This window comes from Bradyrhizobium sp. SRL28, assembly GCF_018596315.1.
Taxonomy (GTDB): domain Bacteria; phylum Pseudomonadota; class Alphaproteobacteria; order Rhizobiales; family Xanthobacteraceae; genus Bradyrhizobium.
Genome location: NZ_JAHEAG010000003.1, coordinates 193086 through 220080 on the forward strand (window position 1 = coordinate 193086; position 26995 = coordinate 220080).

The 26995-nt window shown below is 62.4% G+C and carries 25 protein-coding genes; 10 read left to right on the top strand and 15 right to left on the bottom strand.

Annotated features, from left to right (window positions below; translation table 11 throughout):
- The first annotated feature begins 54 nt into the window (after window positions 1-54).
- The 7 genes from KIP88_RS08785 to KIP88_RS08815 all read left to right on the top strand — a co-directional run bounded on the left by KIP88_RS08785 (window position 55) and on the right by KIP88_RS08815 (window position 8227).
- A complete protein-coding gene (locus tag KIP88_RS08785; RefSeq protein ID WP_214487504.1) occupies window positions 55-837 on the top strand; it encodes a thiazole synthase in 783 nt (260 codons plus the stop codon).
- Window positions 824-1432 (top strand): thiamine phosphate synthase, encoded by a 609-nt coding sequence (locus tag KIP88_RS08790; RefSeq protein ID WP_214487505.1) that lies wholly within the window; start codon window positions 824-826, stop codon window positions 1430-1432. Before KIP88_RS08785 ends, KIP88_RS08790 begins: the two co-directional genes overlap by 14 nt.
- 150 nt (window positions 1433-1582) lie before the next feature.
- Complete coding sequence (gene thiC, locus KIP88_RS08795) at window positions 1583-3481, top strand: phosphomethylpyrimidine synthase ThiC (RefSeq protein ID WP_214487506.1); 1899 nt, start codon at window positions 1583-1585, stop codon at window positions 3479-3481.
- A 220-nt stretch (window positions 3482-3701) separates the two neighbouring features.
- Window positions 3702-4286, top strand: a complete 585-nt coding sequence (locus KIP88_RS08800) for a hypothetical protein (protein WP_214487507.1) — start codon at window positions 3702-3704, stop codon at window positions 4284-4286.
- 373 nt (window positions 4287-4659) lie between these two features.
- A complete protein-coding gene (locus tag KIP88_RS08805; RefSeq protein ID WP_214487508.1) occupies window positions 4660-4953 on the top strand; it encodes a helix-turn-helix domain-containing protein in 294 nt (97 codons plus the stop codon).
- 1239 nt (window positions 4954-6192) lie between these two features.
- Complete coding sequence (locus KIP88_RS08810) at window positions 6193-6831, top strand: SPFH domain-containing protein (RefSeq protein WP_214487509.1); 639 nt, start codon at window positions 6193-6195, stop codon at window positions 6829-6831.
- Between the two features lie 295 nt (window positions 6832-7126).
- The gene (locus KIP88_RS08815) at window positions 7127-8227 is read left to right on the top strand and encodes an alkene reductase (RefSeq protein WP_214487510.1); all 1101 of its coding nucleotides are present in this window, start codon (window positions 7127-7129) and stop codon (window positions 8225-8227) included.
- 186 nt (window positions 8228-8413) lie between these two features.
- Here the strand turns inward: KIP88_RS08815 and KIP88_RS08820 are convergent, their stop codons facing one another.
- The 8 genes from KIP88_RS08820 to KIP88_RS08855 form a co-directional block, all read right to left on the bottom strand.
- Window positions 8414-10210 carry an ABC transporter substrate-binding protein gene (locus tag KIP88_RS08820; RefSeq protein ID WP_214487511.1) on the bottom strand — a complete coding sequence of 599 codons (1797 nt, stop codon included), beginning with the start codon at window positions 10208-10210 and terminating at the stop codon, window positions 8414-8416.
- Between the two features lie 74 nt (window positions 10211-10284).
- Entirely contained in the window at window positions 10285-10611 is a 327-nt protein-coding gene (locus tag KIP88_RS08825; protein WP_214487512.1) for a DUF2160 domain-containing protein, read from the bottom strand.
- A gap of 2 nt (window positions 10612-10613) precedes the next feature.
- Window positions 10614-11420: a carbohydrate ABC transporter permease gene (locus tag KIP88_RS08830; protein WP_214487513.1), complete on the bottom strand. Its 807-nt coding sequence runs from the start codon at window positions 11418-11420 to the stop codon at window positions 10614-10616.
- Window positions 11420-12322, bottom strand: a complete 903-nt coding sequence (locus KIP88_RS08835; protein WP_214487514.1) for a carbohydrate ABC transporter permease — start codon at window positions 12320-12322, stop codon at window positions 11420-11422. The genes KIP88_RS08830 and KIP88_RS08835 overlap by 1 nt, the downstream gene beginning before the upstream one ends.
- Complete coding sequence (locus tag KIP88_RS08840; protein ID WP_214487515.1) at window positions 12322-13407, bottom strand: ABC transporter ATP-binding protein; 1086 nt, start codon at window positions 13405-13407, stop codon at window positions 12322-12324. The genes KIP88_RS08835 and KIP88_RS08840 overlap by 1 nt, the downstream gene beginning before the upstream one ends.
- Before the next feature lie 12 nt (window positions 13408-13419).
- Complete coding sequence (locus KIP88_RS08845; protein ID WP_214487516.1) at window positions 13420-14559, bottom strand: ABC transporter ATP-binding protein; 1140 nt, start codon at window positions 14557-14559, stop codon at window positions 13420-13422.
- Window positions 14556-16100 (bottom strand): glycerol-3-phosphate dehydrogenase, encoded by a 1545-nt coding sequence (gene glpD, locus KIP88_RS08850; protein WP_214487517.1) that lies wholly within the window; start codon window positions 16098-16100, stop codon window positions 14556-14558. The genes KIP88_RS08845 and glpD overlap by 4 nt, the downstream gene beginning before the upstream one ends.
- A gap of 130 nt (window positions 16101-16230) precedes the next feature.
- Window positions 16231-17145 carry a DMT family transporter gene (locus tag KIP88_RS08855; RefSeq protein ID WP_214487518.1) on the bottom strand — a complete coding sequence of 305 codons (915 nt, stop codon included), beginning with the start codon at window positions 17143-17145 and terminating at the stop codon, window positions 16231-16233.
- A gap of 72 nt (window positions 17146-17217) precedes the next feature.
- Here KIP88_RS08855 and KIP88_RS08860 point away from each other — a divergent pair, with 72 nt between their 5' ends.
- Window positions 17218-17826 carry an ABATE domain-containing protein gene (locus KIP88_RS08860; RefSeq protein ID WP_214487519.1) on the top strand — a complete coding sequence of 203 codons (609 nt, stop codon included), beginning with the start codon at window positions 17218-17220 and terminating at the stop codon, window positions 17824-17826.
- A gap of 10 nt (window positions 17827-17836) precedes the next feature.
- Here KIP88_RS08860 and KIP88_RS08865 read toward each other — a convergent pair whose 3' ends face one another.
- Complete coding sequence (locus KIP88_RS08865) at window positions 17837-18670, bottom strand: DeoR/GlpR family DNA-binding transcription regulator (RefSeq protein WP_214487520.1); 834 nt, start codon at window positions 18668-18670, stop codon at window positions 17837-17839.
- A 235-nt stretch (window positions 18671-18905) separates the two neighbouring features.
- Here KIP88_RS08865 and KIP88_RS08870 point away from each other — a divergent pair, with 235 nt between their 5' ends.
- Window positions 18906-19361 (top strand): nuclear transport factor 2 family protein, encoded by a 456-nt coding sequence (locus KIP88_RS08870; protein ID WP_214487521.1) that lies wholly within the window; start codon window positions 18906-18908, stop codon window positions 19359-19361.
- A 23-nt stretch (window positions 19362-19384) separates the two neighbouring features.
- Here the strand turns inward: KIP88_RS08870 and KIP88_RS08875 are convergent, their stop codons facing one another.
- Window positions 19385-19573 (bottom strand): hypothetical protein, encoded by a 189-nt coding sequence (locus KIP88_RS08875; RefSeq protein WP_212417845.1) that lies wholly within the window; start codon window positions 19571-19573, stop codon window positions 19385-19387.
- A 142-nt stretch (window positions 19574-19715) separates the two neighbouring features.
- Here KIP88_RS08875 and KIP88_RS08880 point away from each other — a divergent pair, with 142 nt between their 5' ends.
- A complete protein-coding gene (locus tag KIP88_RS08880) occupies window positions 19716-20150 on the top strand; it encodes a glycine zipper domain-containing protein (RefSeq protein ID WP_214487522.1) in 435 nt (144 codons plus the stop codon).
- 88 nt (window positions 20151-20238) lie between these two features.
- On the opposite strand, the gene KIP88_RS08885 is transcribed toward KIP88_RS08880, so the two are convergent.
- The 5 genes from KIP88_RS08885 to KIP88_RS08905 form a co-directional block, all read right to left on the bottom strand.
- Complete coding sequence (locus KIP88_RS08885) at window positions 20239-20601, bottom strand: acyl-CoA thioesterase (protein WP_249790686.1); 363 nt, start codon at window positions 20599-20601, stop codon at window positions 20239-20241.
- A 74-nt stretch (window positions 20602-20675) separates the two neighbouring features.
- Window positions 20676-22769 carry a 3-hydroxyacyl-CoA dehydrogenase NAD-binding domain-containing protein gene (locus KIP88_RS08890; protein ID WP_214487524.1) on the bottom strand — a complete coding sequence of 698 codons (2094 nt, stop codon included), beginning with the start codon at window positions 22767-22769 and terminating at the stop codon, window positions 20676-20678.
- A 2-nt stretch (window positions 22770-22771) separates the two neighbouring features.
- Window positions 22772-24055 carry an acetyl-CoA C-acetyltransferase gene (locus KIP88_RS08895; RefSeq protein WP_214487525.1) on the bottom strand — a complete coding sequence of 428 codons (1284 nt, stop codon included), beginning with the start codon at window positions 24053-24055 and terminating at the stop codon, window positions 22772-22774.
- A complete protein-coding gene (locus tag KIP88_RS08900; protein ID WP_214487526.1) occupies window positions 24055-26322 on the bottom strand; it encodes an acyl-CoA dehydrogenase in 2268 nt (755 codons plus the stop codon). Before KIP88_RS08900 ends, KIP88_RS08895 begins: the two co-directional genes overlap by 1 nt.
- Window positions 26323-26571: 249 nt before the next feature.
- Window positions 26572-26976 (bottom strand): hypothetical protein, encoded by a 405-nt coding sequence (locus KIP88_RS08905; RefSeq protein WP_249790637.1) that lies wholly within the window; start codon window positions 26974-26976, stop codon window positions 26572-26574.
- Between the last annotated feature and the right edge of the window lie 19 nt (window positions 26977-26995).

Sequence of the window (26995 nt, forward strand, 5' to 3'; positions counted from 1 at the left end):
GGGGATGACGAGTGGTGGGTGCGATGACGAGTTTCGGAATAGGACATTGATCTGATGCTCAACTTCTACGGCAAAACCTTCTCCTCGCGCCTCCTGATCGGCACGGCACTCTACCCCTCACCCGCGATCATGCAGGACGCGATCCGCAGCTCAGGCGCCAACATCGTCACGGTGTCGCTGCGGCGCGAGGCCGCCGGCGGCAAGACCGGGGACGCGTTCTGGTCGCTGATCCGCGAGCTTGGCGTCACGGTGTTGCCGAACACCGCCGGCTGCCGCAGCGTGCGCGAGGCGGTGACCACGGCAAAGCTGGCGCGCGAGCTATTCTCCACGCCCTGGATCAAGCTGGAAGTGATCGCCGACAACGACACGCTGCAGCCCGACGTGGTTGGCCTGGTCGAGGCCGCCGCCATCCTGATCAAGGACGGCTTTGAAGTATTCCCCTATTGCACCGAAGACCTTTCGGTCGCGATGCGGCTGGTCGATGCCGGCTGCAAGGTGGTGATGCCGTGGGCCGCGCCGATCGGCAGCGCCAAGGGAATCACCAACCGCGACGCGCTGAAGCTGATGCGCGAGCGCCTGCCTGACGTGACGCTGGTGGTCGACGCCGGCCTCGGCGCGCCCTCGCACGCCGCCCACGCGCTCGAACTCGGCTACGACGCCGTGCTGCTCAACACGGCAATCGCAAAAGCCGCCGACCCCATAGCTATGGCCAACGCCTTCCGCCTTGGCGTGGAAGCCGGCCGCACCGCCTACGAGGCCGGGCTGATGGAAGCCCGCGATTTCGCCTCCCCCTCAACCCCTGTGATCGGGACACCGTTCTGGCATGCCGTATCCTGATAAATTTTATCCCGTGGTCGACAGCGTGGCCTGGGTGACGCGGCTCGCGCTGCTCGGCGTTGGCACCATTCAGTTGCGCGCCAAGGACCTCAATGATTCAGAGGCGCTGCAGATCGTGACCGACGCGCTGGAGTCCGTCAAGGGCACGCCGGCAAAACTCGTGGTCAACGATTACTGGCGCGCGGCGATCGTCGCCGGCGCAAAACATCTGCATCTCGGCCAGGAAGACCTCGCCGACGCCGACCTTACCGAAATCCGCAAAGCCGGATTGACGCTCGGCATCTCCACCCATGACGACGAGGAGCTGGCGACCGCGCTTGCAGCGAAACCGGATTATATCGCGCTCGGTCCAATTTTTCCGACCACGCTGAAATCGATGCGCTTCGCGCCGCAGGGCATTCCAAAGATCACCGAGTGGAAGAAGCGCATCGGCGACATCCCGCTGGTCGCGATCGGCGGCATCAAGTTCGAACAATCAGCCGAGATTTTTGCGGCCGGCGCCGACTCGATCGCCGTCGTCAGCGACGTCACCCAGCACGCCGATCCCGATGCAAGGGTGCGGCAGTGGCTGGGGAAAAGCGCGGAGGCAGCGTGATGTTCGTGATGTTTACGAAACCATCAACCGTCATTGCGAGGAGCGCAAGCGACGAAGCAATCCATCCCTCCGCGCATGCGGTGCCATGGATTGCTTCGCTGCGCTCGCAATGACGGAAAAACCAATCAGAAATTCAACGGAGGATACATAATGAACATCCGCTCCAACCCCGACACCACCCTGCCCGCCGTCACCACTGGTCCCCTGCCCTCATCGCGAAAGATCTTCGCCACCCCCGATGCCGCGCCCGACCTGCGCGTGCCCTTGCGCGAAATCATCCTCAGCGAAGGCGCAGGCGAGCCGAACCTGCCGGTCTACGACACCTCCGGCCCCTACACCGATCCGTCCGTGACCATCGACGTCAACGCCGGTCTGTCGCGCAACCGCCTCGCCTGGGTGAAGGAACGCGGCGGCGTCGAGGAGTATGAGGGCCGCGAGATCAAGCCGGAAGACAACGGCAATGTCGGCGCGTCGCACGCCGCAAAGGCCTTCACCGCGCATCACAAGCCGCTGCGCGGCACAGGCGACCACAAGATCACGCAGCTCGAATTCGCCCGCGCCGGCATCATCACCAAGGAGATGATCTACGTCGCCGAGCGCGAAAACCTCGGCCGCAAAAAGCAGCTTGAGCGCGCGGAAGCAGCCCTTGCCGACGGCGAAAGCTTTGGCGCGGAAGTGCCCGCCTTCATCACGCCGGAATTCGTCCGCTCCGAGATCGCGCGCGGCCGCGCCATCATCCCCTGCAACATCAACCACGCCGAACTCGAGCCGATGATCATCGGCCGCAATTTCCTGACCAAGATCAACGCCAATATCGGCAACTCCGCCGTCACCTCGTCGGTCGAGGAAGAAGTCGACAAGATGGTGTGGGCGATCCGCTGGGGCGCCGACACGGTGATGGACCTCTCGACGGGTCGCAACATCCACACCACCCGCGAATGGATTTTGCGCAACGCACCGATCCCGATCGGCACCGTGCCGATCTATCAGGCGCTGGAGAAGTGCGAAGGCGATCCGGTAAAGCTGACCTGGGAGCTCTACAAGGACACGCTGATCGAGCAGTGCGAACAGGGCGTCGATTATTTCACGATCCACGCCGGCGTGCGCCTGCCCTACATCCACCTCACCGCCAACCGCGTCACCGGCATCGTGTCGCGCGGCGGCTCGATCATGGCGAAGTGGTGCCTGGCGCATCACAAGGAGAGCTTCCTCTACACCCATTTCGACGAGATCTGCGACCTCATGCGCAAGTACGACGTCTCGTTCTCGCTCGGCGACGGCCTGCGCCCCGGCTCGATCGCGGATGCCAACGACCGCGCGCAGTTCGCCGAACTGGAGACGCTCGGCGAGCTCACGAAGATCGCGTGGGAGAAAGGCTGCCAGGTGATGATCGAAGGCCCCGGCCATGTGCCGATGCACAAGATCAAGATCAACATGGACAAGCAGCTCAAGGAGTGCGGCGAAGCCCCGTTCTACACGTTAGGCCCGCTGACCACCGACATCGCGCCGGGCTACGACCACATCACCTCCGGCATCGGTGCGGCGATGATCGGCTGGTTCGGCTGCGCCATGCTCTGCTACGTCACGCCGAAGGAGCATCTCGGCCTGCCTGATCGTAACGACGTCAAGGTCGGCGTCATCACCTACAAGATCGCCGCCCACGCGAGCGACCTCGCCAAGGGCCACCCCGCCGCGCAACTGCGCGACGACGCCCTTAGCCGCGCCCGCTTCGACTTCCGCTGGACCGACCAGTTCAACCTCGGCCTTGATCCGGACACCGCAAAGAGCTTCCACGACGAGACCCTGCCGAAGGAAGCCCACAAGGTCGCCCACTTCTGCTCGATGTGCGGCCCGAAGTTCTGTTCGATGAAGATCACGCAGGACGTGCGGGATTATGCAGCGACGCTGAACGATCCGACGAGCGTGGGCATGTCGGTGAGCGGCACCATCGAGGACGGCATGGCGGCGATGTCGCAGAAGTTCAAGGAGATGGGAAGCAGTGTGTATCTGGATGCGGAGAAGGTGAAGGAGAGTAATCGGGTGCTGTGAGGCACCGCTCTCTCCTCGTCATGCCCGGGCTTGACCCGGGCATCCATCTAATAGCGAAGGCCGGGCGAAAGCCCGGCTTTTTGCTGCGCCGCGGACGCCGTCGTTCCGGCTGTTGCTACGTGACTGGGCACAAACTAATCATTGAGCAACTAGAAGCTGTCGGCTATTGGCTTCTCGTACAAGATGGCCCCTGCCCTCGGCTCGATGCGAGCAACGACTCATGCGGTTCGAAATCTTACCAGGCCTTCCGCCATATGGCCCGATGGCCATCTCTTTCACGAAGAACGGCGCGCGCGAACATCGCGAAGGATTGGTTGTGCGCTTTTACCCCATGGCATCCGAACCGTGGGTCGGTAACTTCATCGGAGGCATGAGTGCCTGCAACGCAGTCCTTGATCATCCCAATGAAGTTTACGTCATTGTAGTCGCACAAGGTGAGGCCTGCATTGTCGACCCAGAGCGCCGCGCCATCCTCGATAGTATGGCGTGGGATACTGATCAGGTTTTTTCGATTCCGTCGCTTGGGCTGGTCATATTTCAACGTTTGACCGACTTCATTGCCATTGGGGCCGACAACGCTGGATGGCTTAGCCCACGCATTTCCTGGGATGGTTTTCGTAACGTCGAGGTGCACGAAACGGATCTTTTAGGCGAAGCATACTCTCCAGTCAGCGACGCCTGGGTGCCGTTCCGCCTCGACCTTTTAACGGGACAGTGCACTGACGGGATTTATGAGAAAGAAATGGCCAGGGCGGTACGTGTTTCGGGAGGCAAAGAAGCCAAGACTGATCCATCGCTGAACTAGCACTGAATGGATCGATGGCTTCATAGCATCCATACGTGCAAGAAAAGACCGTAGTGTTGTATGCTCCAGTATCGAAGCCCGGATGAGCGCAGCGACATCCGGTGTTTAAGCCGTCCCGAATCGCACCATCAACGAAGCGCGGCTATGGCCGTGCGTTCACAGGGTCGACCAGAACTGCGAGGCCGCACTGACACGTCCAGCTGCCTGCTAATGAGCATATACCTCAGGGTGTGCCAAAACATCGCCAAAACCTCTCCGTGCCAATTAACCTTTCATTAACCAAACGCGTCCACCCTCCTCTACGGCTAGGGGGCCGTTGATTCCTGATGTTTCTGCTCCGCGTTTCGGAGCAAGCGTCGATCGGGAGGTGTTGATGCCCCAGGAGTATCTTGGCGCGTACCGTGACCTGTACCTTGGCGTGGACTGTGTCTGCACGCCCGAGATTCCGCTGCCGGATTTTCAGACCCTTTCACCCCACCAGATCGTGCCGATGCTGATCGGCTCCACGGTCGAGGCGATCGAGCGCGAGCTCGTTCTGCAGACGCTGGCGCGCTGCCACGGCAACCGCACCCACGCCGCGCGCGTGCTCGGACTTTCGGTGCGCACGATGCGGAACAAGATCCGGCAGTATGCGACTGACGGCGTCGACATACCCGCGCATAGCTAGGTGGGTTACGCGTTCGCGCAGCGCCATCGGCTTTACTTGCCATGGCGAAGCTGCGGTCCGCGTAGGGTGGGCAAAGCGTAGCGTGCCCACCCTCTTGAGCACGGTATGAATTGGTGGGCACGCTTCGCTTTGCCTACCCTACGGCCTTCGCTCTGCGGGCTGATTTGCTTGCCGAGCAAGCGCAAATCCTGTGCAGCGCCTGCGACATTTCAACACGACGGGCAAATCACCTAAAATCTGTCCAGCCCTTCGCTCAAAAATATTCCGCTTAACGCGCAGGCCAAATCAGCCGCATAACTCCGCCCGTCTCACCCGATGAGAGGGGCGGGTCGCGATCGTCACGAACGCGCGGTGGGATGCGGTGGACACGAGAGCCATGACCGACGTGCGTGGCTGTTGTGTACGGCGAAGTCGTGTGGTCCTGATGTCGCGGTGCTGGCATCAAGTTCTTGAGAAGCAAGCTTCTTGGGGGCGACGGTGGCAAAAAAGCCGTTCGCCGGGGAGAGCACGAAGTAAGCCGTAAAGCCATTGCGCAGGGAAGGCCGGAGTGTTTCCGCTGAACCTGTATGCTCGTGTGCGCTTTCCTTGTGCGCAATTGCACACGAGACCGCGGGTGCAGCGTGCACCCGGTCTTCCCTGCGCCCTCTATTCAGGAGGGCGGGAAGTTATCCAGCATACCTCGGACGCAAATGCGCCGCGAGAACGCCGATACATACTCACCTGTCGTCACCCGCCTTGTGCGCAATTGCGCACTGGGGCGGGTGACCCAGTATTCCAGAGACGTCAATGATTGAACCGATAGGCCGCAGCGTACTGGATCCCCCGCATGCGCGGGGGACGACGGTTGTTGTGCAGCGCCTTGCCTACCGGTTCGGCACGAAAGGTCTGTTCCCTCCCACTTGCGGGGTCCGAGACGAGCGAAGCTCGCTCGCGTTAGGGAGAGGGGTAAGCCACGCGCACTACAACTGTACGATACAATTAAAAGTTGTGGAGACGATGCGCCCGCCCGTCCTGCAAAAGCCTTGGGCAATGGCGCGAGCAATCGCGCGTCACAATGCCTTCATTTAAAATGCGAATGACCGGGCAACAGTCGGATTATTTTGTGTGTGCCCGTTCTGATTGAACTGGCGATGACTTATTTTCGACGCACAGAAAGCCAAGAGAAAAGAGAAAAGCAAAAAAAGAACTGGCAATCGCAGTGTCGCTAACGAGGAAGACGGTGGCGGGGGAAGGAAGCAAGTGGGTGAACTCCTGGGGTCAATAGCATTTTCTTTGATCGTCATCGCCGTGATCGCCGGCGCCTGGGCCTGGATCTCGACGCTGTTCAGGAGGGGGATCATGGCGCTGCTCGGCTTCGAGCGGATCTGTGTTCGATCGTTCGAAACCGCGCTGCTCTACAGGAACGGGCGTTTTGAAAAGGCCCTCACCCACGGCCGGCACCGTATCAGGCCCGGCAGCCTCCAACTGGCGAGGATTGACATGCGTCCCGAGGTGTTTCGATTTACGCAAGGCGCCGTCTCCTCGGATCGGGCCGCAATCCACCTCGTCTATGTCATCCGGACCCAGATCGTCGATCCCAGGGCCGCGTTCGAAAGCACCCAGAATTACAGGGACGAGATCTGCATCCGCCTGCAATCGGTCGTGAAGGCGCTGAGCAGCCGGAAATCCCGCCTCGAAATTCAGACCGATCACCAGAGCTTTGGCAATAGCGCGCAGAAAGCCGCCAGCCAGGTGCTTCGCGCCCTTGGCTGCGAATGCGTGACGTTCGAACTGCTGCAGGTCGATTCCGCAGGCCCCGTGGTGGAATTGGACAACAGGAGAATGGGCGTTGTGGTGCACTCGCCTGCGGTTGAGAAAGGCGCGTTCGCTGCAATGTGATCGCGCCGGGCTCGTCGATCGTCCGACGGGGCATGGCGCCGGCCGCCGGGGACAGGTCCGGGCGCCAACAGTGCCGTTCAACCTTGTTTGCCGCGGGCGGGAGGTCGCCCATGCTGCGCCGCTCCCGATTGCGAAGGGATCATCCTATGCCGCCGGGCCTGTGCCGGAGCGGGATGCCGGCTACGAAGCCGGGGTCCTGCGCAGCTAGTCTGCGCAAGCCGAATGGCTCGGGGATTGCGCAATTAGCCGCAATGCCCAACTGTCCCCTATCATCATCCATCCGGACATATCAGACATGAGCCAGACCAAACTGTTCGAGCCTTTCAAGCTTGGCCCGATCACACTTCCCAATCGCTTCGCGATGGCGCCGCTGACCCGCAACCGCGCGGTACCTCCCGGCATGGTGCCGAGCCCGCTCGCGGTGGACTATTACGGCCAGCGTGCTTCTGCAGGTCTTCTGATCACCGAAGCGAGCCAGGTTTCGCAGCAGGGCCAGGGCTATCAGGATACGCCCGGCATCTACTCGAAAGAACAGGTCGAAGGCTGGCGCAAGGTCACCGACCGCGTGCACGAAAAAGGCGGGCGCATCTTCATCCAGATCTGGCATGTCGGCCGCATCTCGCACGACACATTGCAGCCCGGCGGCGGCAAGCCGGTGGGGCCGTCCGCGATCCGTGCCAAGGGCAAGACGTTTGTCAATGGCACCTTCACCGATATCTCCGAGCCGCGCGCGCTGGAGCTGTCGGAGATTCCAGGGATCATCGAGGATTTCAAGCGCGGCACCGAGAACGCGCTCGCGGCCGGTTTCGACGGCATCGAGATCCACGGCGCGAATGGCTACCTGCTCGATCAATTCGCCAAGGACGGCACCAACAAGCGCACCGATGCGTATGGCGGCGGAATCGAGAACCGCGCAAAACTGATGCTGGAAGTATCCGGAGCGGTCGCCGCGATCGCCGGCCCCGAGCGCACAGGCATCCGCATCTCGCCGGTGACGCCGGCCAACGACGTTTCCGATAGCAACCCGCAGCCGCTGTTCGATTACATCGTCGATGGACTCAACGCGCTGAAGCTGACCTACATTCACGTCATCGAAGGTGCCACCGGCGGTCCCCGTGACATCGCGCCGTTCGACTACGCATCCTTGCGCAAGCGCTTTGGCGGAGCCTACGTCGCCAACAACGGCTATGATTTCGATCTGGCGACAAAGGTGCTCGAAGCCGGCGCGGCCGACCTGATCGCATTCGGAAAACCGTTCATCTCGAATCCTGATCTCGTCGAGCGGCTGAAGAAGGGCGCCCCCTTGAACGAGTGGGACAAGGCAACGTTCTACGGCGGCGGCGCAAAGGGCTACACGGATTACCCGACGCTTGGAGCGGCGCAGGCAGCGGAGTAAGTGGCTCACCGCTCTCTCCCCGTCATTGCCTGCGACAAACGCGAAGCGTTCGCGCAAGGGAGCGAAGCAATCCATGTCTCAGCAGGCGGTGAAATGGATTGGTTCGCTTCGCTCGCAATGACGAAAGAAAAAGGCCGGGATCGCTCCCGGCCTTTCGCTTGTTTGCATCACTCGTGACAGGCGAGCTTACTTCGCCTCGGCCCGCTTGGGCGGGGTAGCCGGCCACGACTTCACCAGCGTGTCGTAGTCGACGGTTTCGCCCTTCGGCTTCTCGTTCGCCAGCTTGCGCTGGGGAGCGACGTTGCCGTCCTTTTCGGACTTCTTGAACCAGAACTCGGCCGTCTCCTTCTTGTTCAGCTTCGGCCCGCAGGCGCCCTGCACGCCGGACTTCTCAAGACGTTCCAGCACCGAGTCCTGCGCTGCTGCCAGCGCATCCATCGCCGCCTGTGGCGTCTTCGCACCGGACGACGCATCGCCGATGTTCTGCCACCACAATTGCGCGAGCTTCGGATAGTCAGGTACGTTGTTGCCGGTCGGGGTCCACTGCACGCGCGCAGGCGAGCGGTAGAACTCGATCAGGCCGCCGAGCTTCGGCGCGCGTTCAGTAAAGGACTTGTCCCAAATGTCGGATTCACGAACGAAGGTGAGACCGACATGGCTCTTCTTCAAGGACACAGTCTTGGAGTTGATGAACTGCAGATAGAGCCAGGCCGCCTTGCGGCGATCGGGCGGAGTCGACTTCAGCAGCGTGGAGGAGCCGGCATCCTGATAGCCGAGCTTCATACCCTCTTTCCAGTACGAGCCGTGCGGCGACGGCGCCATGCGCCACTTCGGCGTGCCGTCCGCGTTCACGACCGGGATACCGGGCTTCACCATGTCGGCGGTGAAGGCGGTGTACCAGAAGATCTGCTGCGCGATCGCACCTTGTGCCGGCACCGGTCCCGATTCGGAGAAGGTCATGCCTAGCGCCTGCGGCGGGGCATACTTCTTCATCCATTCGAGATATTTGACGATCGAATAGACCGCCGCCGGGCCGTTGGTGTCGCCGCCGCGCTCGACGGATGAACCCACGGGACGGCAACCTTCCATGCGGATGCCCCATTCATCGACCGGCTTGCCGTTCGGAATGCCCTTGTCGCCATTGCCGGCCATCGACAGCCAGGCGTCGGTGAAGCGCCAGCCGAGCGAGGGATCCTTCTTGCCGTAGTCCATGTGGCCATAGACCTTGACGCCATTGATCTCCTTGATGTCGTTGGTGAAGAACTCGGCGATATCTTCATAGGCCGACCAGTTCACGGGAACGCCGAGATCGTAGCCATACTTGGCCTTGAACTTGGCCTTGTAGTCCGGATTGGAGAACCAGTCGTAGCGGAACCAATAGAGGTTAGCGAACTGCTGGTCGGGAAGCTGATAGAGCTTGCCGTCCGGGCCGGTGGTGAAGGACTTGCCGATGAAGTCGTTGACGTCGAGCTGCGGGTTGGTGACGTCCTTGCCCTCGCCGGTCATGTAATCCGACAGGATCACGGTCTGGCCGTAGCGGAAGTGCGTACCGATCAGGTCGGAGTCGTTGATCCAGCCGTCATAGACGTTCTTGCCGGACTGCATCTGGGTCTGCAGCTTCTCGACCACGTCGCCTTCCTGGATCAGGTCGTGCTTGACCTTGATGCCGGTGATCTCGGTGAAGGCCTTCGCCAGCGTCCGCGATTCGTACTCATGCGTCGTGATCGTTTCCGACACGACGTTGATCTCCATGCCCTTGAAGGGTGCGGCGGCCTTTTCGAACCACTGCAGCTCCTTCAACTGATCGGCCTTCGAGAGCGTCGAGGGCTGGAATTCGCTGTCGATCCACCTCTGATTGACGGCGTCGTCCGCACGAGCGGGTGCGGCAATCGTAACGGAAGCCGCTATCAGCGCAGCCGCGCTGGTCATCGTCAGAAAGCTCTCCTTGGTCAAGGAACTATTCCTTCCTCTAAAACGTCGCATGTTGAGTCCTCCGGTTGCAGCGACAAACAAAACCCAGGCCCGGGTTGATCCCGGATCTGCTCGTTCTTCGCTCTTCAGACGGTGCGAAAAATCACAACGGCCGATAGGAGCGAAATTACGGTTGCGAGCCACAGGCTCGATATTTCAATGCCCTCTCCAATCGGCAGGGTCAGAAGCGGGTCGATGCCGACAAAGGCGATCCACAGCAAATGAATGACTGCGGCGAGCACCAGCGAAATGAACAGGCGGTCGCCGCGCGTGGTCGGAATGCGCAGCACGCCGACGCGTTCGGCTTCGGGGTAGACGGCTGCAAGCCATGTCATGACGCCGAGCGTCAGCGCCAGCATCACGAAGAAGATCGCGGTCGGCAGCGTCCAGGCCATCCATGCGATGTGTTCCATGGCTACACCCGTCCCAGTGCGAAACCGCGCGCGATGTAGTTGCGGACGAACCAGATCACCAGGGCACCGGGGATGATCGTGAGCACGCCGGCCGCAGCCAGCAGGCCCCAATCCATGCCAGCGGCCGAGACGGTGCGGGTCATGATGGCCGAGATCGGCTTGGCGTTGACCGAGGTCAACGTGCGCGCCAACAGCAGTTCGACCCAGGAGAACATGAAGCAGAAGAACGCGGCGACGCCGATGCCGCTCGCGATCAGTGGCACCAGGATCTTGACGAAGAAGCGCGGGAATGAATAGCCGTCGAGGAACGCGGTCTCGTCGATCTCGCGCGGCACGCCCGAAACAAAGCCTTCGAGGATCCAGACCGCCAGCGGCACATTGAAGATGCAATGCGCCAGCGCGACCGCCCAGGGCGTATCGAACAAATTGATCGCCGAATAGAGATTGAAGAACGGCAGCGCAAACACCGCCGCCGGCGCCATGCGGTTCGACAGCAGCCAGAAGAACAGATGCTTGTCGCCGAGGAAGCGGTAGCGCGAGAAGGCGTAGGCCGCCGGCAACGCCACCGAAATCGAGATCACGGTGTTGATCAGCACGTAGGTCAGCGAGTTGATGTAGCCGGAATACCAGCTCTCGTCGGTGAAGATGCGCTTGTAGTTTTCCAGCGTCGGCTGGTGCGGCCACAGCGTCATCGTCGTGACGATCTCGGTATTGGTCTTGAAGCTCATGTTGACGAGCCAGTAGATCGGCAACAGCAGGAAGATCAGGAACACCACCATGATGATGCGGCGGCCAGGAATCGAGTTCATCACGCGGCTCCCTTTTTTTCGGGACGCTCGGTCCCGGCGTTGGTCATCACGGTGTAGAAGATCCAGCACACGATCAGGATGATCAGATTGTAGACCAGCGAAAGTGCCGCGGCCTTGCCGAGGTCGAACTGCCCGAGCGCGATCTTGACCAGTTCGATCGATACGAAAGTGGTCGAGTTGCCGGGGCCGCCGCCGGTCACCACGAACGGCTCGGTGTAGATCATGAAGCTGTCCATGAAGCGCAGCAGAACGGCGATCAGCAACACACGGTTCATCTTCGGCAACTGGATCGCCTTGAACACCGCCCAGCGCGAAGCGCCGTCGATCTGCGCCGCCTGGTAATAGGCGTCGGGGATCGACTTCAGCCCGGCGTAGCACAGCAGCGCCACGAGGCTGGTCCAGTGCCAGACATCCATCACGATGACCGTGGCCCAGGCATCGAACTCGTTGGAGACGTAATTGTAGTCGATGCCGAGGCTGTTGAGCGTATAGCCGAGCAGGCCGATGTCGGGCCGGCCGAAAATCTGCCAGATCGTTCCGACCACGTTCCACGGGATCAAGAGCGGCAGCGCCAGGATCACGAGGCATACGGCAACCGTCCAGCCCTCTCGCGGCATCGACAGCGCCACCACGATGCCGAGCGGCACTTCGATCGCCAGGATGATGGCGGAGAACAGCAGGTTGCGGCCGAGCGAGGCCAGAAAGCGCCCGCCGAGATCGGTCGAGGGATCGAGCAATTCCTTGAACCAGCCGACGCCGTTCCAGAAGAACTGGTTGTTGCCGAACGTGTCCTGCATCGAATAGTTCACGACCGTCATCAGCGGCAGGATCGCAGAGAACGCGACCACTGCGAATACCGGTAGCACCAGGAACCAGGCTTTCTGGTTGACGGTCTTGTCCATCAGGCAACCCCCTCGACCAGACGGCTATCGGCATAGACGTGAACATGGGCGGGATCGAACACCAGTCCGACCATGTTGTCGGGAACGGAAAATCCCGGCGGCACGCGGGCGGAAAATTTTGCGTCCCCCACGCGAACGCGGGCGAAGCGAACGCGGCCGAGATCGTCGATGCGCTCGATCGCGGCCGACAACAGTCCGGACGCAGGCGCCGCAACATGAAGGAATTCCGGCCGCACGCCGATCTCGATTTTCGCACCCGCCGGAAGCACCCCGTAATTGCGATGCAGGCCGATGATATGGCCGTCGACGCGCGCCTCGTGTCCGCTCACCGCGGCCGGCACGATGTTCATGCCGGGCGAGCCGATGAAATAGCCGACGAAGGTATGCGCGGGCTTGTCGAACAATTCCGCCGGCGTCCCGCTCTGCACGACGCGGCCATCGTGCATGACGACGACGGTGTCGGCAAAAGTCAGCGCCTCGGTCTGATCATGGGTGACGTAGATCATCGTGAGATCGAGCTCGCGATGCAGCGCCTTGAGTTTTGAGCGCAACTGCCATTTCAACTCGGGATCGATCACCGTCAGCGGCTCATCGAACAATACTGCCGCGACGTCGGAGCGAACGAGGCCGCGGCCGAGCGAAATCTTCTGCTTGGCGTCGGCAGTCAGTCGCGTTGCCTTACGGTCGAGATAGAACGTGAGGTCGAGCAGATCGGCGATCTGCCTCACTCGCGCCTCGACCTCGGCCTTCGGCACGCCGCGGTTCTGCAGCGGGAATGCAAGGTTCTGCCCGACCGTCATGGTGTCGTAGATCACCGGAAACTGGAACACCTGCGCGATATTGCGCTTCTGCGTCGACAGCGGTGTGATGTCGGCGCCGTCGAACAGGATCTTTCCGCGCGACGGCGTGACGATGCCGGAGATCAGGTTGAGCAGCGTGGTCTTGCCGCAGCCGGACGGGCCGAGCAGCGCGTACGCCCCGCCCTGCCGCCAGGTCATGGTCACCGGCTTCAGCGCAAATGATTCCGCCGGCGCGTCATTGCCGCCGTAGGAGTGCGCGAGATCGACGAGGTCAATGCGGGCCATGCTGCATCTCCCTCATGCGCTCTTGTTTCTTGGTGCGTTTTCTTCTCGCGAAGTGCTGCGCACTTCGCTTGAAAACGCTGCGCTCGGCGCGGCGACCAGGCGGTCGGCGGCGTCGAATACAAAGACATTATTGGGATCGAGGACGGCATCGAGCACATGGCCGGGCTCGTATTCATGCACGCCCGGCAGCACCGCAACCCAGTTCGAGGCATCGCGGTTGAGATGCACAAAACTTTCCGAACCGGTGATCTCGGTCACGGTGACGGTGGCATGAAATGCGTGGCGGCCGGCGATGCCGCTGGCCACCTCAAGCTGGTGGGCGCGGAAGCCGACGCGATAGGGCCCGTCGGAAAGCTTCGCATAGAGCCCGGTGGCCGGCGCCTGGATGCCGCCGGCATAGGCGACCTGGCCGTTCTTCTTCTCGATGCCGACGATGTTGAGCGGCGGATCGGAGAACACCTGTGCAACCCGCAGCGTATCGGGACGGCGATAGACCTGCGATGTATTGCCGGCCTGCAGCACCTGACCTTCCCACATGCACACGGTGTCACCGCCGAGCAGCAAAGCCTCCGAGGGTTCGGTGGTCGCATAGACGAAGATCGCGCCCGACGCTTCGAAGATGCGCGGCAGTTCGGCGCGCAGTTCCTCGCGCAGCTTGTAATCGAGATTGGCGAGCGGCTCGTCGAGTAGCACGAGGTCAGCGCCCTTGACCAGCGCGCGCGCGATCGCGGTGCGCTGCTGCTGGCCGCCCGACAATTGCAGCGGCGTGCGCTTCAGATAGGGCTCGAGCCGCAGCAGCTTTGCGGCTTCCTGGACGCGCCGGTCGATCTCCTCGCGCGGCCGGCCCTGCACCCGCAGCGGCGAAGCGATGTTCTCATACACTGTCAGCGAGGGGTAATTGATGAACTGCTGATAGACCATCGCGACCGAGCGCTGCCGCACGTCGGCGCCGGTGACGTCCTTGCCCTCGACCAGCACGCGGCCGGTCGCGGGTTTGTCGAGACCGGCGAGCAGCCGCATGATCGAGGTCTTGCCCGACAGCGTCGGTCCGAGCAGCACGCTCAGCGTGCCGCGCTCCAGCGTCAGCGAGACATCGCGAATGGTCGGGATGCCGTCCACGGTTCGCGTGACGTGTTCGAGCGTGACGCTCATGGCCGCCCTCCCGCTTCACGCAAGGGACGTTCGCCGGGGGCGCGATGGGTTTTGATCCACTCGTCGAGCGCGGCGATTTCATCTGGCGACAGCCGCAATCCGAGCTTGGACCTTCGCCATACCACGTCATCGGCAGTGCAGGCCCATTCGTTCGACATCAGGTACCTGACTTCGCTTTCGGTCAGGGTAGCGCCAAACGACTGGCCGAGATCGGCAAATGATTTCGCGTTGCCGAGCAATTTTGTCGCACGCGTGCCATAGGCATGCGCGAGCCGGTTGGCATGCGCGGGGGTGAGGAACGGATATTCCCGCGTCAGTTCCGCCGTCAGCGCGGCGACCGCCGAAACATCCATGTCGCCGCCGGGCAGCGGCGCCTTGCCGGTCCAACCTTCCTTCTCTTTCGCGCTGCGCAACTGGGGCGCGAGCCGCTCCAGCGCTTCTTCCGCCAGGCGCCGATAGGTCGTGATCTTGCCCCCATAGATCGACAGCAACGGCGCGCCACCCGGCGTATCGAGCTCGAATACATAGTCGCGGGTCGCAGCTTTCGCTTCGCTGGCGCCGTCGTCATAGAGCGGCCGCACGCCGGAATAGGTCCAGACGACATCCGCAGGCAGCACCGGCTTTTTCAGATATTCACTGGCCGACGCACAGAGATATTGAATCTCCTCAGGGGAGGCTTTCACCTTGGCCGGATCGCCGTCGTAGTCGCGATCGGTGGTGCCGATCAGCGTGAAATCATCCTGGTAGGGAATGACGAAGATGATGCGGCCGTCGGCGTTCTGGAACATGTAGGCGCGGTCGTGCTCATAGAGCTTGCGCACCACGATGTGGGAGCCCTGCACCAGCCGCACTTTTGCACGCGCGTTGACGCCCGAACCTGACGAGAGCACCTGTTCGACCCACGGGCCGCCGGCATTGACCAGCGCGCGCGCCTGGATGGTCGTGCGCTCTCCACTGATCGTGTTCTCGACGGTGACTTGCCAGACGCCGTCGATTTGACGGATCTCGACCGCGCGCGATCGGGTGCGGATTTCGGCGCCGCGATCGGCGGCGTCCCGCGCGGTGAGCACGACGAGGCGCGCGTCGTCGACGAAGCAATCGGAATATTCAAAGCCTTTGGTGTAGCGGTTGGCGATCAAGGGCTTGCCCACCTCGTCATGGACGAGATCGACCGAACGCGTCGGCGGCAGCAGATGACGACCGCCGATATGGTCGTACAGAAACAATCCTAGCCTGAGCAGCCAGGCCGGACGCAGGCCGGAGTGGTGCGGCAAAACGAAACGCAACGGCCTGATGATGTGGGGTGCAATCTGCCAGAGGATTTCGCGCTCGATCAGCGCCTCGCGGACCAGCCTGAACTCATAATATTCGAGGTAGCGCAGCCCGCCATGCACCAATTTGGTCGACCAGGACGACGTCCCGCTCGCCAAGTCGTTCATTTCACACAGGAAAACGGAATTGCCCCGGCCCACCGCATCGCGTGCGATGCCGCAGCCGTTGATGCCGCCTCCGATGATGGCGAGGTCGAATACCCGATCCAACAGACGTTTCCCCGGCGATCGCCTCTTCACTTCGGCGATTTTACTTTCGGATCGGAGTTAATCACAAAGAAAAACGAAAGCAAGACGAAAGCGCGGAACTTGAGGGGGAAGCCTCCAAATTGATCGGGGGTCAGCTTCGGCGTCTTGGAAGCGGACCTGCGCTCACGACGTAAACGCCTGCGGAAATCCCGGCGATCGCAATCCAGTCCGTCGCCGTCGGCCACTCGCCGAGAATCGGAATTGCCATGACCGCTGTCATCGCCGGGGACAGCGCGGCAAATGCGGCCCCGCTCGAGGCGCCGAGGATGCTGACGGCGCGCCCGTAGAAGACGAGGGACACGATGGCGGTCAGAAGCCCCTGCACGAACGCTTGAAGCGCCAGATCGCTCCATGATGCTCTTGCGAAACTCGCACCCTCCAAGAACAAATAAGCGGGCATGTAGAGAAACAAGGCGCCGACGGCGGCGACCCCCGCCGCGTGCAGCCCATCGAGCCGCGCGTGACGCATCGCGATGGTGTAGCAGGCCCACGCCACCGCTGATCCAAGAAACAGCGCGTGCCCGATCGTCTGCCCGGACCCGATCGCGCTGCCGGCACCCCAGGCGATGCCGAAGACGCCGAGCAGGATCAGCACGAAGCCGATCTTTTTCGCAGCCGTGAACGGCTCTTGCAGGATCGCCGCGGCAAGCAGCGCGACGGCCAGCGGCATGACCCCGGGAAACAGCGCGCCGGCATGCGCCGCGGGCGCGAACAGCAGGCCTGCGTTCGCGAGCAGGACGGGAGCGCCGCCACCCAGGACGATCGCCGCCAGCCCAATCAAGCCGAGACGCTTAAGAGCAAGGCCCTTGCTCACGACGTACGGCAGCAGGACCAAACCGGCCACGCCGAAACGAAGCGCAGCGATGTCCCATGGCGTGAGGCTGGTCTTGAGACCCAGGCGAGCCACAACGATCCATCCGGACCAGATGCTGACGGCGGCGAGGCCATAGAGGGCGCCGCGGACATATTCCGCAGTGGTGCGCGCCGGGACGGCAAAATCCGTCATCATCAACTCCGGACATCAATGGACGGCTCATAACCCTTTTGGTATATTTTACAGGTTATGATGGAGCACGACGTGAGGCAAGCAGAACGCGCCAATCCGTTCGAATGGAGCGGCGGCCATCCGGCTCTGGACCTCGTGAACACCCTGGATGAGCGGCCCTCGCCCACGCCGATCGAGAACCTGGCAACGTATCATGACCTGACACGCTTCGCGGCACTGGCGGGACTGCTCGATCGTCGGACTGCCGCACATCTGCAACGGCTCGATAACCGCTCCGGCTCGCATATCGTGAACCGCGCGCGCAAGCTTCGCGAGCACCTTCATGATGTGCTGGCTGCTGCAAATTCAGGGCGGCCCGCGCGACAGGGCGATCTCGATGCGCTATCCGCCGCGATCCAGGCGGCACATGCGGCCCGGACCCTGGTCTCCTCGCCCTCGCCCGGATTGGCCAATCGCCGCTGGTCTCCCGCGCTGACGCGCGGAATTCCCCTGCACGCCTGTTCGCTCGCTATCGAATGTCTGCTCGTTGACGAGGATCGCAAAAGAATTCGTAAATGTAGCGCCTCGGACTGCGACGTCTATTACCTCGACACCAGCAAGGGCCGGCGCCGGCAATGGTGCAGCATGAAAGGCTGCGGAAATCGCGAAAAACAACGGCGATGGCGTTCCGCGACGCGATAGGGCCGAAGCGCTATCGCAGTCGCACGGCGGCGGGAGGAGGAATCGGCTCGCCCGGCTCGTCGATATCCGCCGCCGGCTTCTCCATCGCCTCGACCACTTCGATGCCCCGATGGTGGCAGATGCTGGCAAGGCCCGCCGGCAGCGGCGCATCGGTGACAAAGGTCTGGATCTGGCTGAGATGGGCGATGCGCACCGGGGCGCTGCGCCGGAGTTTTGTCGAGTCTGCGACCAGCATGACGCTGCGCGCATTGGCAATGATCGCCTGCGCCGCCTGCACCTCGCGATAGTCGAAGTCCAAAAGCGCGCCCTCCTCGTCGATCGCGGATGCGCCGATGATGGCGTAATCGACCTTGAACTGGCCGATCAGGCTGATCGCGGTCGAGCCGATCACCGCGCCGTCGGCACGACGCACCGCGCCACCCGCCACGATCACCTCGATGCGCGGGTGCCGGTAGAGCAGCATCGCGACGTTGAGGTTATTGGTGATGACGAGCAGGTCCTCATGCGAGGTCAGTGCGCTCGCGACTTCTTCCGTCGTGGTACCGATGTTGATGAACAGCGAGCAGCCGTTCGGAATCCGCGACGCCGCGGCGATGCCGATCGCCCGCTTCTCTTCCGCCGCCACGAACCGCCGCGCCTCATAGGCGAGGTTTTCGACGCCGGAGGCGATGATGGCGCCGCCATGGATGCGGGTCAGCGAGCGCTGGTCGCAGAGGTCGTTGAGATCCTTGCGGATGGTCTGCGCCGAAACCTCGAAACGCTTGGCGAGGTCTTCCACCATCACCCGGCCAAAGGCGCGGGCGATGTTCAGGATTTCAGTCTGACGGTGGGACAGTCCGGCCATGGCGGCACCCTTGAGATACAGACTTAGGGCACAAAGTTGCCGTTATGGTGCGGCTGATTGGGGCCGCGGTCAACGAGGGAGATCGACCGCGAGGGCGCTTGGCGGGGCGAAACAACGAATCCTGGTTAAAGCGACCGCGTCCGAAGCCATGCAAACTACAATGCGCGCGGCCGCTCGACAAAGCAATTTGTGGCTGCAACACTGTGATAACAACCAGAAACGAATGGAGGAAACCATGAACATCGATCGCCGTCAGCTCGCCTTGCCCGTACTCGCACTTGGGCTTGGAATTGGGCTCATGAGCGTCGCCCCCGCTTTTGCCGGTGCGGATGAGGATGCCATCGCGAAGAACGTGGAAGCCTTCCGTGCGGCGCAGGCGGCTGGCAATGCCGATGGGATTGCCCCGCTCTGCGCGGAAGAACTCAGCTACAGCCACTCCAGCGGAGCTGTCGACGACAAGGCAGCACTGCTGGCGGGCGTCAAGAATGCGAAATACAAATGGACGTCGCTTGAATACAAGGACCCCGCGATCCGTATCGTCGGTCCGGCCGCCATCGTGCGCTTCAACTTCGTCGGCGAGCAGGAGTTCACCGACGGCAAGAAGACGCCGCAGAACCTGCACATCCTGATGAACTGGCAGAAGCAGGGTTCGGACTGGAAGCTGCTGTCCCGGGCGGCCACCAAGCTCTGACCAGCGGGCACCGGCGCTGGCGGTTACGCCGCCAGCGGCATCCCGCTGGCAAGACGCCGGGCCGCGCGCTCGGCCTCGCGGGCGTTGCGGAATATCTGCCCTTCCAGCCGGTTGAAACGGTGCGAGGCGGCAAAGAACCGATAGCCGCCGGGAGCGCGCACGATAATCCCTGCCGGCTGCGAGCCGACCTCGATGATATAGGTGTCCGACATGGCCCAGCCTGTGATTTCTTCCGGGCTTACAACGGGTTGCACGGCGAATTGTTCCGCTCCCACCGTTGCGCCGCAAGGCCGACCTATGTCAAAGCTGGTCGCGGAATAGCTAGCGAATCGTCCAATTGGCCGGAGAACTGACATGATGCCGAAATTCGCGCTCTCGATGCTGGTTGCCCTTGCGGTTTGCGCACCGCTCCAGGAGGCGGCGGCGCAGGAAAGCACGCTCGGAGGCGCGCTGTTCGGCGGCGCCGCAGGCGCTATTGTCGGCGGCGCGCTGGGTGGCGGCCGCGGGGCCGCGATCGGCGCCATCGTCGGCGCAGGCACCGGAGCGGCCATCGGCGCTCAGGGCGAGCCGCGCCCCGGCGGCTACCGCTGGTATCAAGGCGGCTGCTACGTGGAACAGCCCGGCGGCTGGGCCGCGGTTTCGCCGCGCTATTGCGGGGTGCAGGCGCAATACGCCCCTCCGCCGCCGCGATATTACGACGACACGCCGCGCTGCATGCGCTCGCAGAGTTATGACCCGCGCCGTGGCACGTTCATCGGACGTGACGGCTACGAGCGTCCCTGCCCGTAAGGATCACGTCTTGATCACGCCGTCCGGGCTAGAGTCCCGTTTCGATGAATCGAAACGGAACTCTAGATTTTTGATTTGACGCGTTTTCTTAACGCGAACCGGTTTCCACTTCGCTCGAAAACGCTTTGACCGGCTGCGGACGGCCGTTATCGTCGATCGAGACGTAGGTGAAATTGCCGTCCGTCACCAGGATTGACTGCAACTCCTTGCGGCGCACGACCCATGCTTCGAGATGGACCGTGATCGAGGTGCGCCCGACCCGCACCAGATTGGCGTAGACCGAAACGAGATCACCGACATAGACCGCTTTGCGGAAATTCATCGCCTCGATCGCGACGGTCACGGTGCGCGATTTGGTGATCTTGGAGGCGAACACGCCGCCGCCGATGTCCATCTGGCTGAGCAGCCAGCCGCCAAAAATGTCGCCATTGGCGTTGGTGTCGGCGGGCATCGCCAGCGTGCGAATGCAGAGATCACCGCGCGGTTCTGTCTCGGTGTTGACCGGCGCCTGCACATGGGTCTCCGTCACTTGAAAGTCTCCCAGCCGGCATCCGGCGTGAACCGGCCGCCGAATTTGTCGGTCAGGGCGTCCAGCGTCGAGACCACGTTCTCCACGCCGCGGGTTCGCGCATAGTTCAAAGGACCACCGCGGAACGGCGCGTAGCCCGTGCCGAAGATGACGGCACCGTCGACGACATCGGCATTGTCGACGATCCCCTCGCGCAAGCAGGCGACGCAGACATTCGACATCGGCAGGATCAGCCGGTCGATCATTTCCGCCGACGGCTCCGAGATCGCGGACATGCCGCCGGTGTCGGCCTTGCCGTCCTTCCAGGTGTAAAAACCCTTGCCGGTCTTGCGGCCGAGTTCGCCCTTGGCGACCTTGTCGCGCAACCACGCCGGCGTCGGCGGCAGCATGTCGCCGAATTTCGAGCGCAGCATATCGCCGACGTCGAGGCAGATATCGAGGCCGACCTGATCGGCCAATTCAATGGGTCCCATCGGCATGCCGAATTTTTTCGCGGCCGCGTCGATGACCGTCTTGTCGATCTTCTCGTCCAGCATCACCATCGCTTCGAGCATGTAGGGCGTCAGCGCACGGTTGACGAGGAAGCCGGGTGACGATTTTACGGGAAGCGGCAGCCGGTCGATAGCGCCGACGAAAGCGAGCGCTTCTTTCAGGAGTTGCGCATCGGTGCCGTCATGGCTGACGACCTCAACGAGCTGCAGCCGCGATACCGGATTGAAGAAGTGTAGTCCGAGCAGCCGCTCGGGCCTCGATAGCGTGGTGCGCAGATCCTGCAGCGGAATGCTTGAGGTGTTGGTCGCAAGGATCGCGCCCGGCTTCATGACAGGCTCAAGGCTGGCATACACCTTCTGCTTCAGCTCCAGCTTTTCCGGCACCGCCTCGATGATGAGATCGGCGTTGCGGACGCCCTCGGCCTGCATGTCCGGCATCAGTCGGTCCAGCGCATCGCGCACGGCGGTGCGCTTGCGCAGGATCTTGCCGTAGAGATCGGCGGCGCGCTTGATCGCGCCCGCGATCGGCTCCGGCTTCATGTCGGCCAGCGTCACCCGCAAATCCTGGCCGGCGCACCAGGCGGCGATGTCGCCCCCCATCGCGCCCGCGCCGATGACGTGGACGTGCTTGATCTTGTTGCCGCTGCCTGCGAGCTTCTTCATCTGCTCGCGCAGGAAGAAGACGCGGATCAGGTTCTGAGCGGTCGGCGTCACCATCAGCTTGGCGAAAGACGCCTTCTCGGCACTGAGCATCGCCCGGCGGTCACCGCCGTGCTTTTCCCAGAGATCGATCAGCGCGTAAGGCGCGGGGTAATGCGCTTCCGGCGCGGCCTTGGCGGCCTCGCTGCGCATCCGCCCGGCGAGGAAGTTTCTCACCGGACCGAGGCTAAGCACGTTATTGAGAAACCCGGGCCGCGCCGGCTTCAGCCGGCCGGTCACGGCGTCCTTCACGGCGTTGCGAACATGCCGTTCCTGCGTCACGGCATCGACCAGCCCGAGCGATTTTGCCTTTCGCGCATCGATGGTCTTGCCGGTGAGCATCAGCGGCATCGCCTGCATCGGATTGACGAGCTGCGTAAATCGCACGGTGCCGCCGAGGCCGGGATGCAGGCCGAGCATCACCTCCGGAAAACCGAACCGCGCGTCCTCGATCGCAATTCGCATCTGGCAGGCCAGCGCGACTTCAAGACCGCCGCCGAGGCAGAAGCCGTGGATTACGGCTACCGTCGGAACCCGCAGAGCCTCAAGCCGGTCGATCACCGCATGCGCGCGGCCGATCTCGGTCTCGACGGCGCCCACATCGGTCGCGCCGCGAAATGCGTTGACGTCGGCGCCCGCAATGAAACCAGACTTCTTGGCGGAGCGGATAACGAGGCCGGTGGGACGCTGGCTTTCCAGCTCCGCGAGCACTTTGTCGAGCTCCTCGATCAGGTCCGCCGAAAGCGTATTGGCGCTGGTGCCTTCGCGGTCGAACAACAGCCAGGCGACGCCATCGCTGTCGCGGGTCAGCTTGAAATTTTTGTATGGCCCATCGGCATTGGGCTTCGGCCCGAGTTCGAGCACGCGATCGCCGAGAACGTTCATGATCTGGCTATCCATGCTCACACCGTCTCTATCAGCATCGCGCCGCCCTGCCCGCCGCCGATACATTCGGTGGCGATGCCGCGCCGTGTGCCCAATCGCTTCATGGCGTTGACGAGGTGCAGCACGATGCGGTTGCCGCTGCAGCCCACGGGATGGCCGAGGCTGATCGCGCCGCCATCGACGTTCAGCTTGCTCTGGTCGAGTTCGCCGGCCGCGCCGTCGAGGCCGAGAATCTCCTTGCAGAATTTCTCGTCGTTCCAGGCAGCGAGACAGCCCAGCACCTGCGTCGCAAATGCTTCGTTCAACTCCCAGGTCTCGATATCGGAAAGCGTGAGCTCATTGCGCTTCAAAAGCTCGGTGGCCGACAGCACCGGGCCGAGGCCCATGATGCCGGGATCGAGCGCCGACCACTGGCTGTCGAGAATGACCGCCTTCGGCGTCAGCCCGTGTTTGGCGACGGCATCCTCGGAGGCGAGGATCACCCAGGACGCACCGTCGGTGATCTGCGAGGAATTGCCGGCGGTAACCTTGCCCCAGGGACGCTCGAACACCGGCTTCAACTTTGCAAGCGACTCCGGCGTCGAGTCTGGGCGCACGCCATCATCGTGATCATAGAACTTGCCGTCACGTGCAAATGCGGTTTCTACCTCGCCCTTGAGCCAACCTTCCGACTGCGCTTTCGCCAGCCGCCTATGGCTCTCGGCAGCATAGGCATCCGATTGCGCACGGGTGACGCCGAAGAGATGGCCGACCGCCTCGGCGGTCTGGCCCATGTTGAGTTCGGTAATGGGATCGGTCAGCCCGCGCTCGAGCCCGATGATCGGCTTGAAATAGCTCGGCTTCACCTTCAGCGCGGCCATGATTTTTGCGCCGATATCCTTGGCTCCCGCAAGACCCGCAAACCAGCGCACGCCCTGTTGCGGCCACACCAGCGGTGCGTGGCTCAGCGCCTCGGCGCCCCCCGCAAGAATAAGGTTCGAGGCGCCTTCGCGAATGTAGCGGTAAGCCGTGTCGATCGACTGCATGCCGGAGCCGCAATTGATCTGCACGGTGAAGGCGACCATCTTCTCGCCCATGCCGAGCCGCAGCGCGGCGACCCGGGCCGGGTTCATCTCGTCGGCGATCACGTTGACACAGCCGAGGATAACCTGGTCGAAGGCCGATGGCGCAAAAGGCTGCCGTGCCAACAGCGGCCGACCACACTGCACGGCGAGATCGACCGGGGTGAAGGGGCCGGGACCGGAGCGCGCTTTCAGGAACGGCGTCCGGCTGCCGTCGACGATAAAAACCGGTCTTGCCATCAGCTTGCCGCCCTCTGCTCACCCAGTTCCTGGAAGAACTGATGCACGTCGGCGCCCTTCCTGTAAATCCGCGACAACGCCTCAGGCGCAAAATCGTCGACCTCGATCACCTTCGCAACGGCCTCATGTGCGGCCTGAAGCTTCTCGCCGTCGGCCTGCGTGATGACGCCCTTCTTCACTGCCTCCTTCCAGTCATGCAGGCGTGCGGCGCGCATCTGCTTGGAAACTTCTTCCGCCGCCGTGACCAGAAGGAATGCCTTTTCCAGCCGCGCGACGCCGCCATCATCGGCGACCGCAGAAAGATCTGATGTCAGCCGGTCGCGCGCTGCCGACGGCTCCAGCACGAGCTGTGCACATTGATGCACGACGCGGTCGGACGGACCGACCACCCTTGCGCCGAACGGCTGGATCAGGAATTTCAGGATGACGGCCACGAAGCGGTTCGGCAGGTTGGCGAGGATTTCGGCAAAGCGGTTCTCGATGGTCTTGAAGCCACTGGCCATGCACCATTCCAACGCAGCGAAATCGGCCTGTTGTCGTCCCTCGTCCTGCCAGCGTTTCAGCGCCGCCGACAACAGATAGAGTTCGGACAGGATGTCGCCGAACCGCGCCGAGAGCATTTCCTTGCGCTTGAGCGCGCCGCCGAGCGTCAGCAGCGCCATGTCCGCGCACAAGGCAAATGCCGAAGAATAGCGCGAGAGCTGGCGATAGAATCGCGTCGCCTCGCCGGCATCGGGCGCGGGTGCGAACAGACCGCCGCTCCAGCTCCGGCCCCAGGCGCGGAACATGGTCTTGAAACTGTGGCCAAGATGTTTCCAGAACGCCTTGTCGAAGGCGTCGAGGCCCTTGGCGCGATCGGCCTCACCCAACGCATTCATTTCCTCAAGCAGGAATGGATGCGCGCGGATCGCGCCTTGGCCGAACACGATGAGATTTCGCGTGAGGATATTGGCGCCCTCGACGGTGATGCCGACCGGCACCGAACGATAGAGATTGCCGAGATAGTTTTGCGGTCCGTCGATCACGGCCTTGCCGCCATGGATGTCCATGGCGTCGTCGATCACGATCCGCATCCGCTCGGTGGCGTGCAGCTTCATGATGCCTGAGATAACGGCGGGATGATGCCCCTGGTTGAGCGCCGCGCAGGTCAGCCGGCGCGCGGCGTCGAGCAGATAGGCCGTGCCGGCGATGCGGGCGAGCGGCTCCTCGATGCCCTCGAACTTGCCGATGGAAATGCCGAACTGCTCGCGGATGCGGGCATAGGCGCCTGACGTGCGCGCCGCATAGGCGGCACCGGCGGCCGACAGCGACGGCAGCGAAATGCCGCGGCCGGCGGCGAGCGCCGTCATCAGCATCTTCCAGCCCTGCCCGAGTCGCTCTTGTCCGCCGATGATGTAGTCCATCGGGATGAACACGTCGCGGCCCCAGTTCGGGCCGTTCTGGAACACCTGCATCGCCGGCAGATGCCTGCGCCCGATCTCGACACCGGGCAGATCGGTCGGGATCAGGGCTACGGTAATGCCGAGGTCTTCCTGCTGGCCTACGAGATGATCGGGATCATAGGCCTTGAAAGCGAGACCGAGCAGCGTCGCCACGGGACCTAGCGTGATGTAGCGCTTGTGCCAGTTCAGCCTCAAGCCCAGCACTTCGCGGCCTTCGAAATTGCCCTTGCAGATGATGCCGGTGTCGACCATCGACGCTGCATCCGAGCCGGCTTCGGGGCTGGTGAGGCCGAAGCAGGGAATGTCGGTGCCCTCGGCGAGCCGCGGCAACCATTTCTGCTGCTGCTCCTTGGTGCCAAATCGCATCAAGAGTTCGCCCGGCCCGAGCGAGTTCGGCACCATCACGGTGACGGCCGCGGTCAGCGAGCGCGACGAAAGCTTTCGCACCACTTCCGAATGCGCATAGGGCGAGAAGCCGAGCCCGCCAAACTCCTTGGGAATGATCATGCCGAAGAATTTACGGCGCTTGATGAAGGCCCACGCCTCGGGCGGCAGATCGCGCCACTCCCAATTGATCTTCCATTCGTCGAGCATGGCGCAGAGCTCGTCGACGGGGCCGTTGAGAAAGGCTTTCTCTTCTTCAGTCAAACTGGCCGGCGCAACAGCCAGCAATTTCGACCAGTCGGGATTGCCGGTGAAGAGATCCGCGTCCCACCAGACATCGCCCGCTTCGAGCGCCTCGCGCTCGGTGTCGGACATCGCGGGCATTGCGCCCCGCGCGAAAGCGAAGATCGGCTTGCTGATGAAATCGCGGCGGAAGCTCATGGGGATCTCCTCATGACCGGGGACGCGGCGTCGCGCCGCACCCGTGCCAAACCTGGGTTCATCCTAGCTGAAAAGCACGGGTTTCGGGGACGGTTCGCATCGGGAATGAAGCGAAATTGATAAACCAGGAGATAACGGCGGAGGCCCGGACCCGTTCCCGAAGGGCTGTATTGTCCGGCGGCTGGAGACCGGCGACGTTACAGGATAGTTACCGAGTGCCCGCCGGTCTCAACCACGGGCAAACCAATGTTATGAATCACGCTTGTTGCGTCGTCGCTCATTGGGGACGAACACGGCAAACACTTCCCTAACGCGAACGGCAGGCGTGACATCGCGGGTAAAGCGACGCTCCGCGGTGGTCTGGGTTTCCTCCACGCGAGGCGCGTAAAGCGCGCTGGCGTACAGCGATCCGTCAAACCGCAAGCTCTCATCGTCGGTGAGATAAGCGTTTGAAACAAACAATAATACGAGTAGCGCCGAACCGACGTAGGTAAAGTATTTGAAAATAGGCATTGATAGACGAGGCCCCTTCCTGGAAAGAAGGGTGCATCGCTCGCAATGAAGCTGAGGTTTAGGGGCGCCTAGGTTTTGCCGGAACAGTTGGCTGCCGGTTGCGAATTTGTGACGAATTTTAATGAATGGCGCTTTCGTCATTCCGGGCTCGCGAAGCGAG

What these genes read in the sequence shown, in the direction of transcription:
- KIP88_RS08785 (WP_214487504.1), top strand. Translation starts at nt 55, where the DNA reads ATGCTCAACTTCTACGGCAAAACCTTCTCCTCGCGCCTCCTGATCGGC.
- KIP88_RS08790 (WP_214487505.1), top strand. Translation starts at nt 824, where the DNA reads ATGCCGTATCCTGATAAATTTTATCCCGTGGTCGACAGCGTGGCCTGG.
- thiC (WP_214487506.1), top strand. Translation starts at nt 1,583, where the DNA reads ATGAACATCCGCTCCAACCCCGACACCACCCTGCCCGCCGTCACCACT.
- KIP88_RS08800 (WP_214487507.1), top strand. Translation starts at nt 3,702, where the DNA reads ATGCGGTTCGAAATCTTACCAGGCCTTCCGCCATATGGCCCGATGGCC.
- KIP88_RS08805 (WP_214487508.1), top strand. Translation starts at nt 4,660, where the DNA reads ATGCCCCAGGAGTATCTTGGCGCGTACCGTGACCTGTACCTTGGCGTG.
- KIP88_RS08815 (WP_214487510.1), top strand. Translation starts at nt 7,127, where the DNA reads ATGAGCCAGACCAAACTGTTCGAGCCTTTCAAGCTTGGCCCGATCACA.
- KIP88_RS08820 (WP_214487511.1), bottom strand. Translation starts at nt 10,210, where the DNA reads ATGCGACGTTTTAGAGGAAGGAATAGTTCCTTGACCAAGGAGAGCTTT.
- KIP88_RS08825 (WP_214487512.1), bottom strand. Translation starts at nt 10,611, where the DNA reads ATGGAACACATCGCATGGATGGCCTGGACGCTGCCGACCGCGATCTTC.
- KIP88_RS08830 (WP_214487513.1), bottom strand. Translation starts at nt 11,420, where the DNA reads ATGAACTCGATTCCTGGCCGCCGCATCATCATGGTGGTGTTCCTGATC.
- KIP88_RS08835 (WP_214487514.1), bottom strand. Translation starts at nt 12,322, where the DNA reads ATGGACAAGACCGTCAACCAGAAAGCCTGGTTCCTGGTGCTACCGGTA.
- KIP88_RS08840 (WP_214487515.1), bottom strand. Translation starts at nt 13,407, where the DNA reads ATGGCCCGCATTGACCTCGTCGATCTCGCGCACTCCTACGGCGGCAAT.
- KIP88_RS08845 (WP_214487516.1), bottom strand. Translation starts at nt 14,559, where the DNA reads ATGAGCGTCACGCTCGAACACGTCACGCGAACCGTGGACGGCATCCCG.
- KIP88_RS08855 (WP_214487518.1), bottom strand. Translation starts at nt 17,145, where the DNA reads ATGACGGATTTTGCCGTCCCGGCGCGCACCACTGCGGAATATGTCCGC.
- KIP88_RS08865 (WP_214487520.1), bottom strand. Translation starts at nt 18,670, where the DNA reads ATGGCCGGACTGTCCCACCGTCAGACTGAAATCCTGAACATCGCCCGC.
- KIP88_RS08870 (WP_214487521.1), top strand. Translation starts at nt 18,906, where the DNA reads ATGAACATCGATCGCCGTCAGCTCGCCTTGCCCGTACTCGCACTTGGG.
- KIP88_RS08875 (WP_212417845.1), bottom strand. Translation starts at nt 19,573, where the DNA reads ATGTCGGACACCTATATCATCGAGGTCGGCTCGCAGCCGGCAGGGATT.
- KIP88_RS08880 (WP_214487522.1), top strand. Translation starts at nt 19,716, where the DNA reads ATGATGCCGAAATTCGCGCTCTCGATGCTGGTTGCCCTTGCGGTTTGC.
- KIP88_RS08885 (WP_249790686.1), bottom strand. Translation starts at nt 20,601, where the DNA reads ATGCCCGCCGACACCAACGCCAATGGCGACATTTTTGGCGGCTGGCTG.
- KIP88_RS08890 (WP_214487524.1), bottom strand. Translation starts at nt 22,769, where the DNA reads ATGGATAGCCAGATCATGAACGTTCTCGGCGATCGCGTGCTCGAACTC.
- KIP88_RS08895 (WP_214487525.1), bottom strand. Translation starts at nt 24,055, where the DNA reads ATGGCAAGACCGGTTTTTATCGTCGACGGCAGCCGGACGCCGTTCCTG.
- KIP88_RS08900 (WP_214487526.1), bottom strand. Translation starts at nt 26,322, where the DNA reads ATGAGCTTCCGCCGCGATTTCATCAGCAAGCCGATCTTCGCTTTCGCG.
- KIP88_RS08905 (WP_249790637.1), bottom strand. Translation starts at nt 26,976, where the DNA reads ATGACGAAAGCGCCATTCATTAAAATTCGTCACAAATTCGCAACCGGC.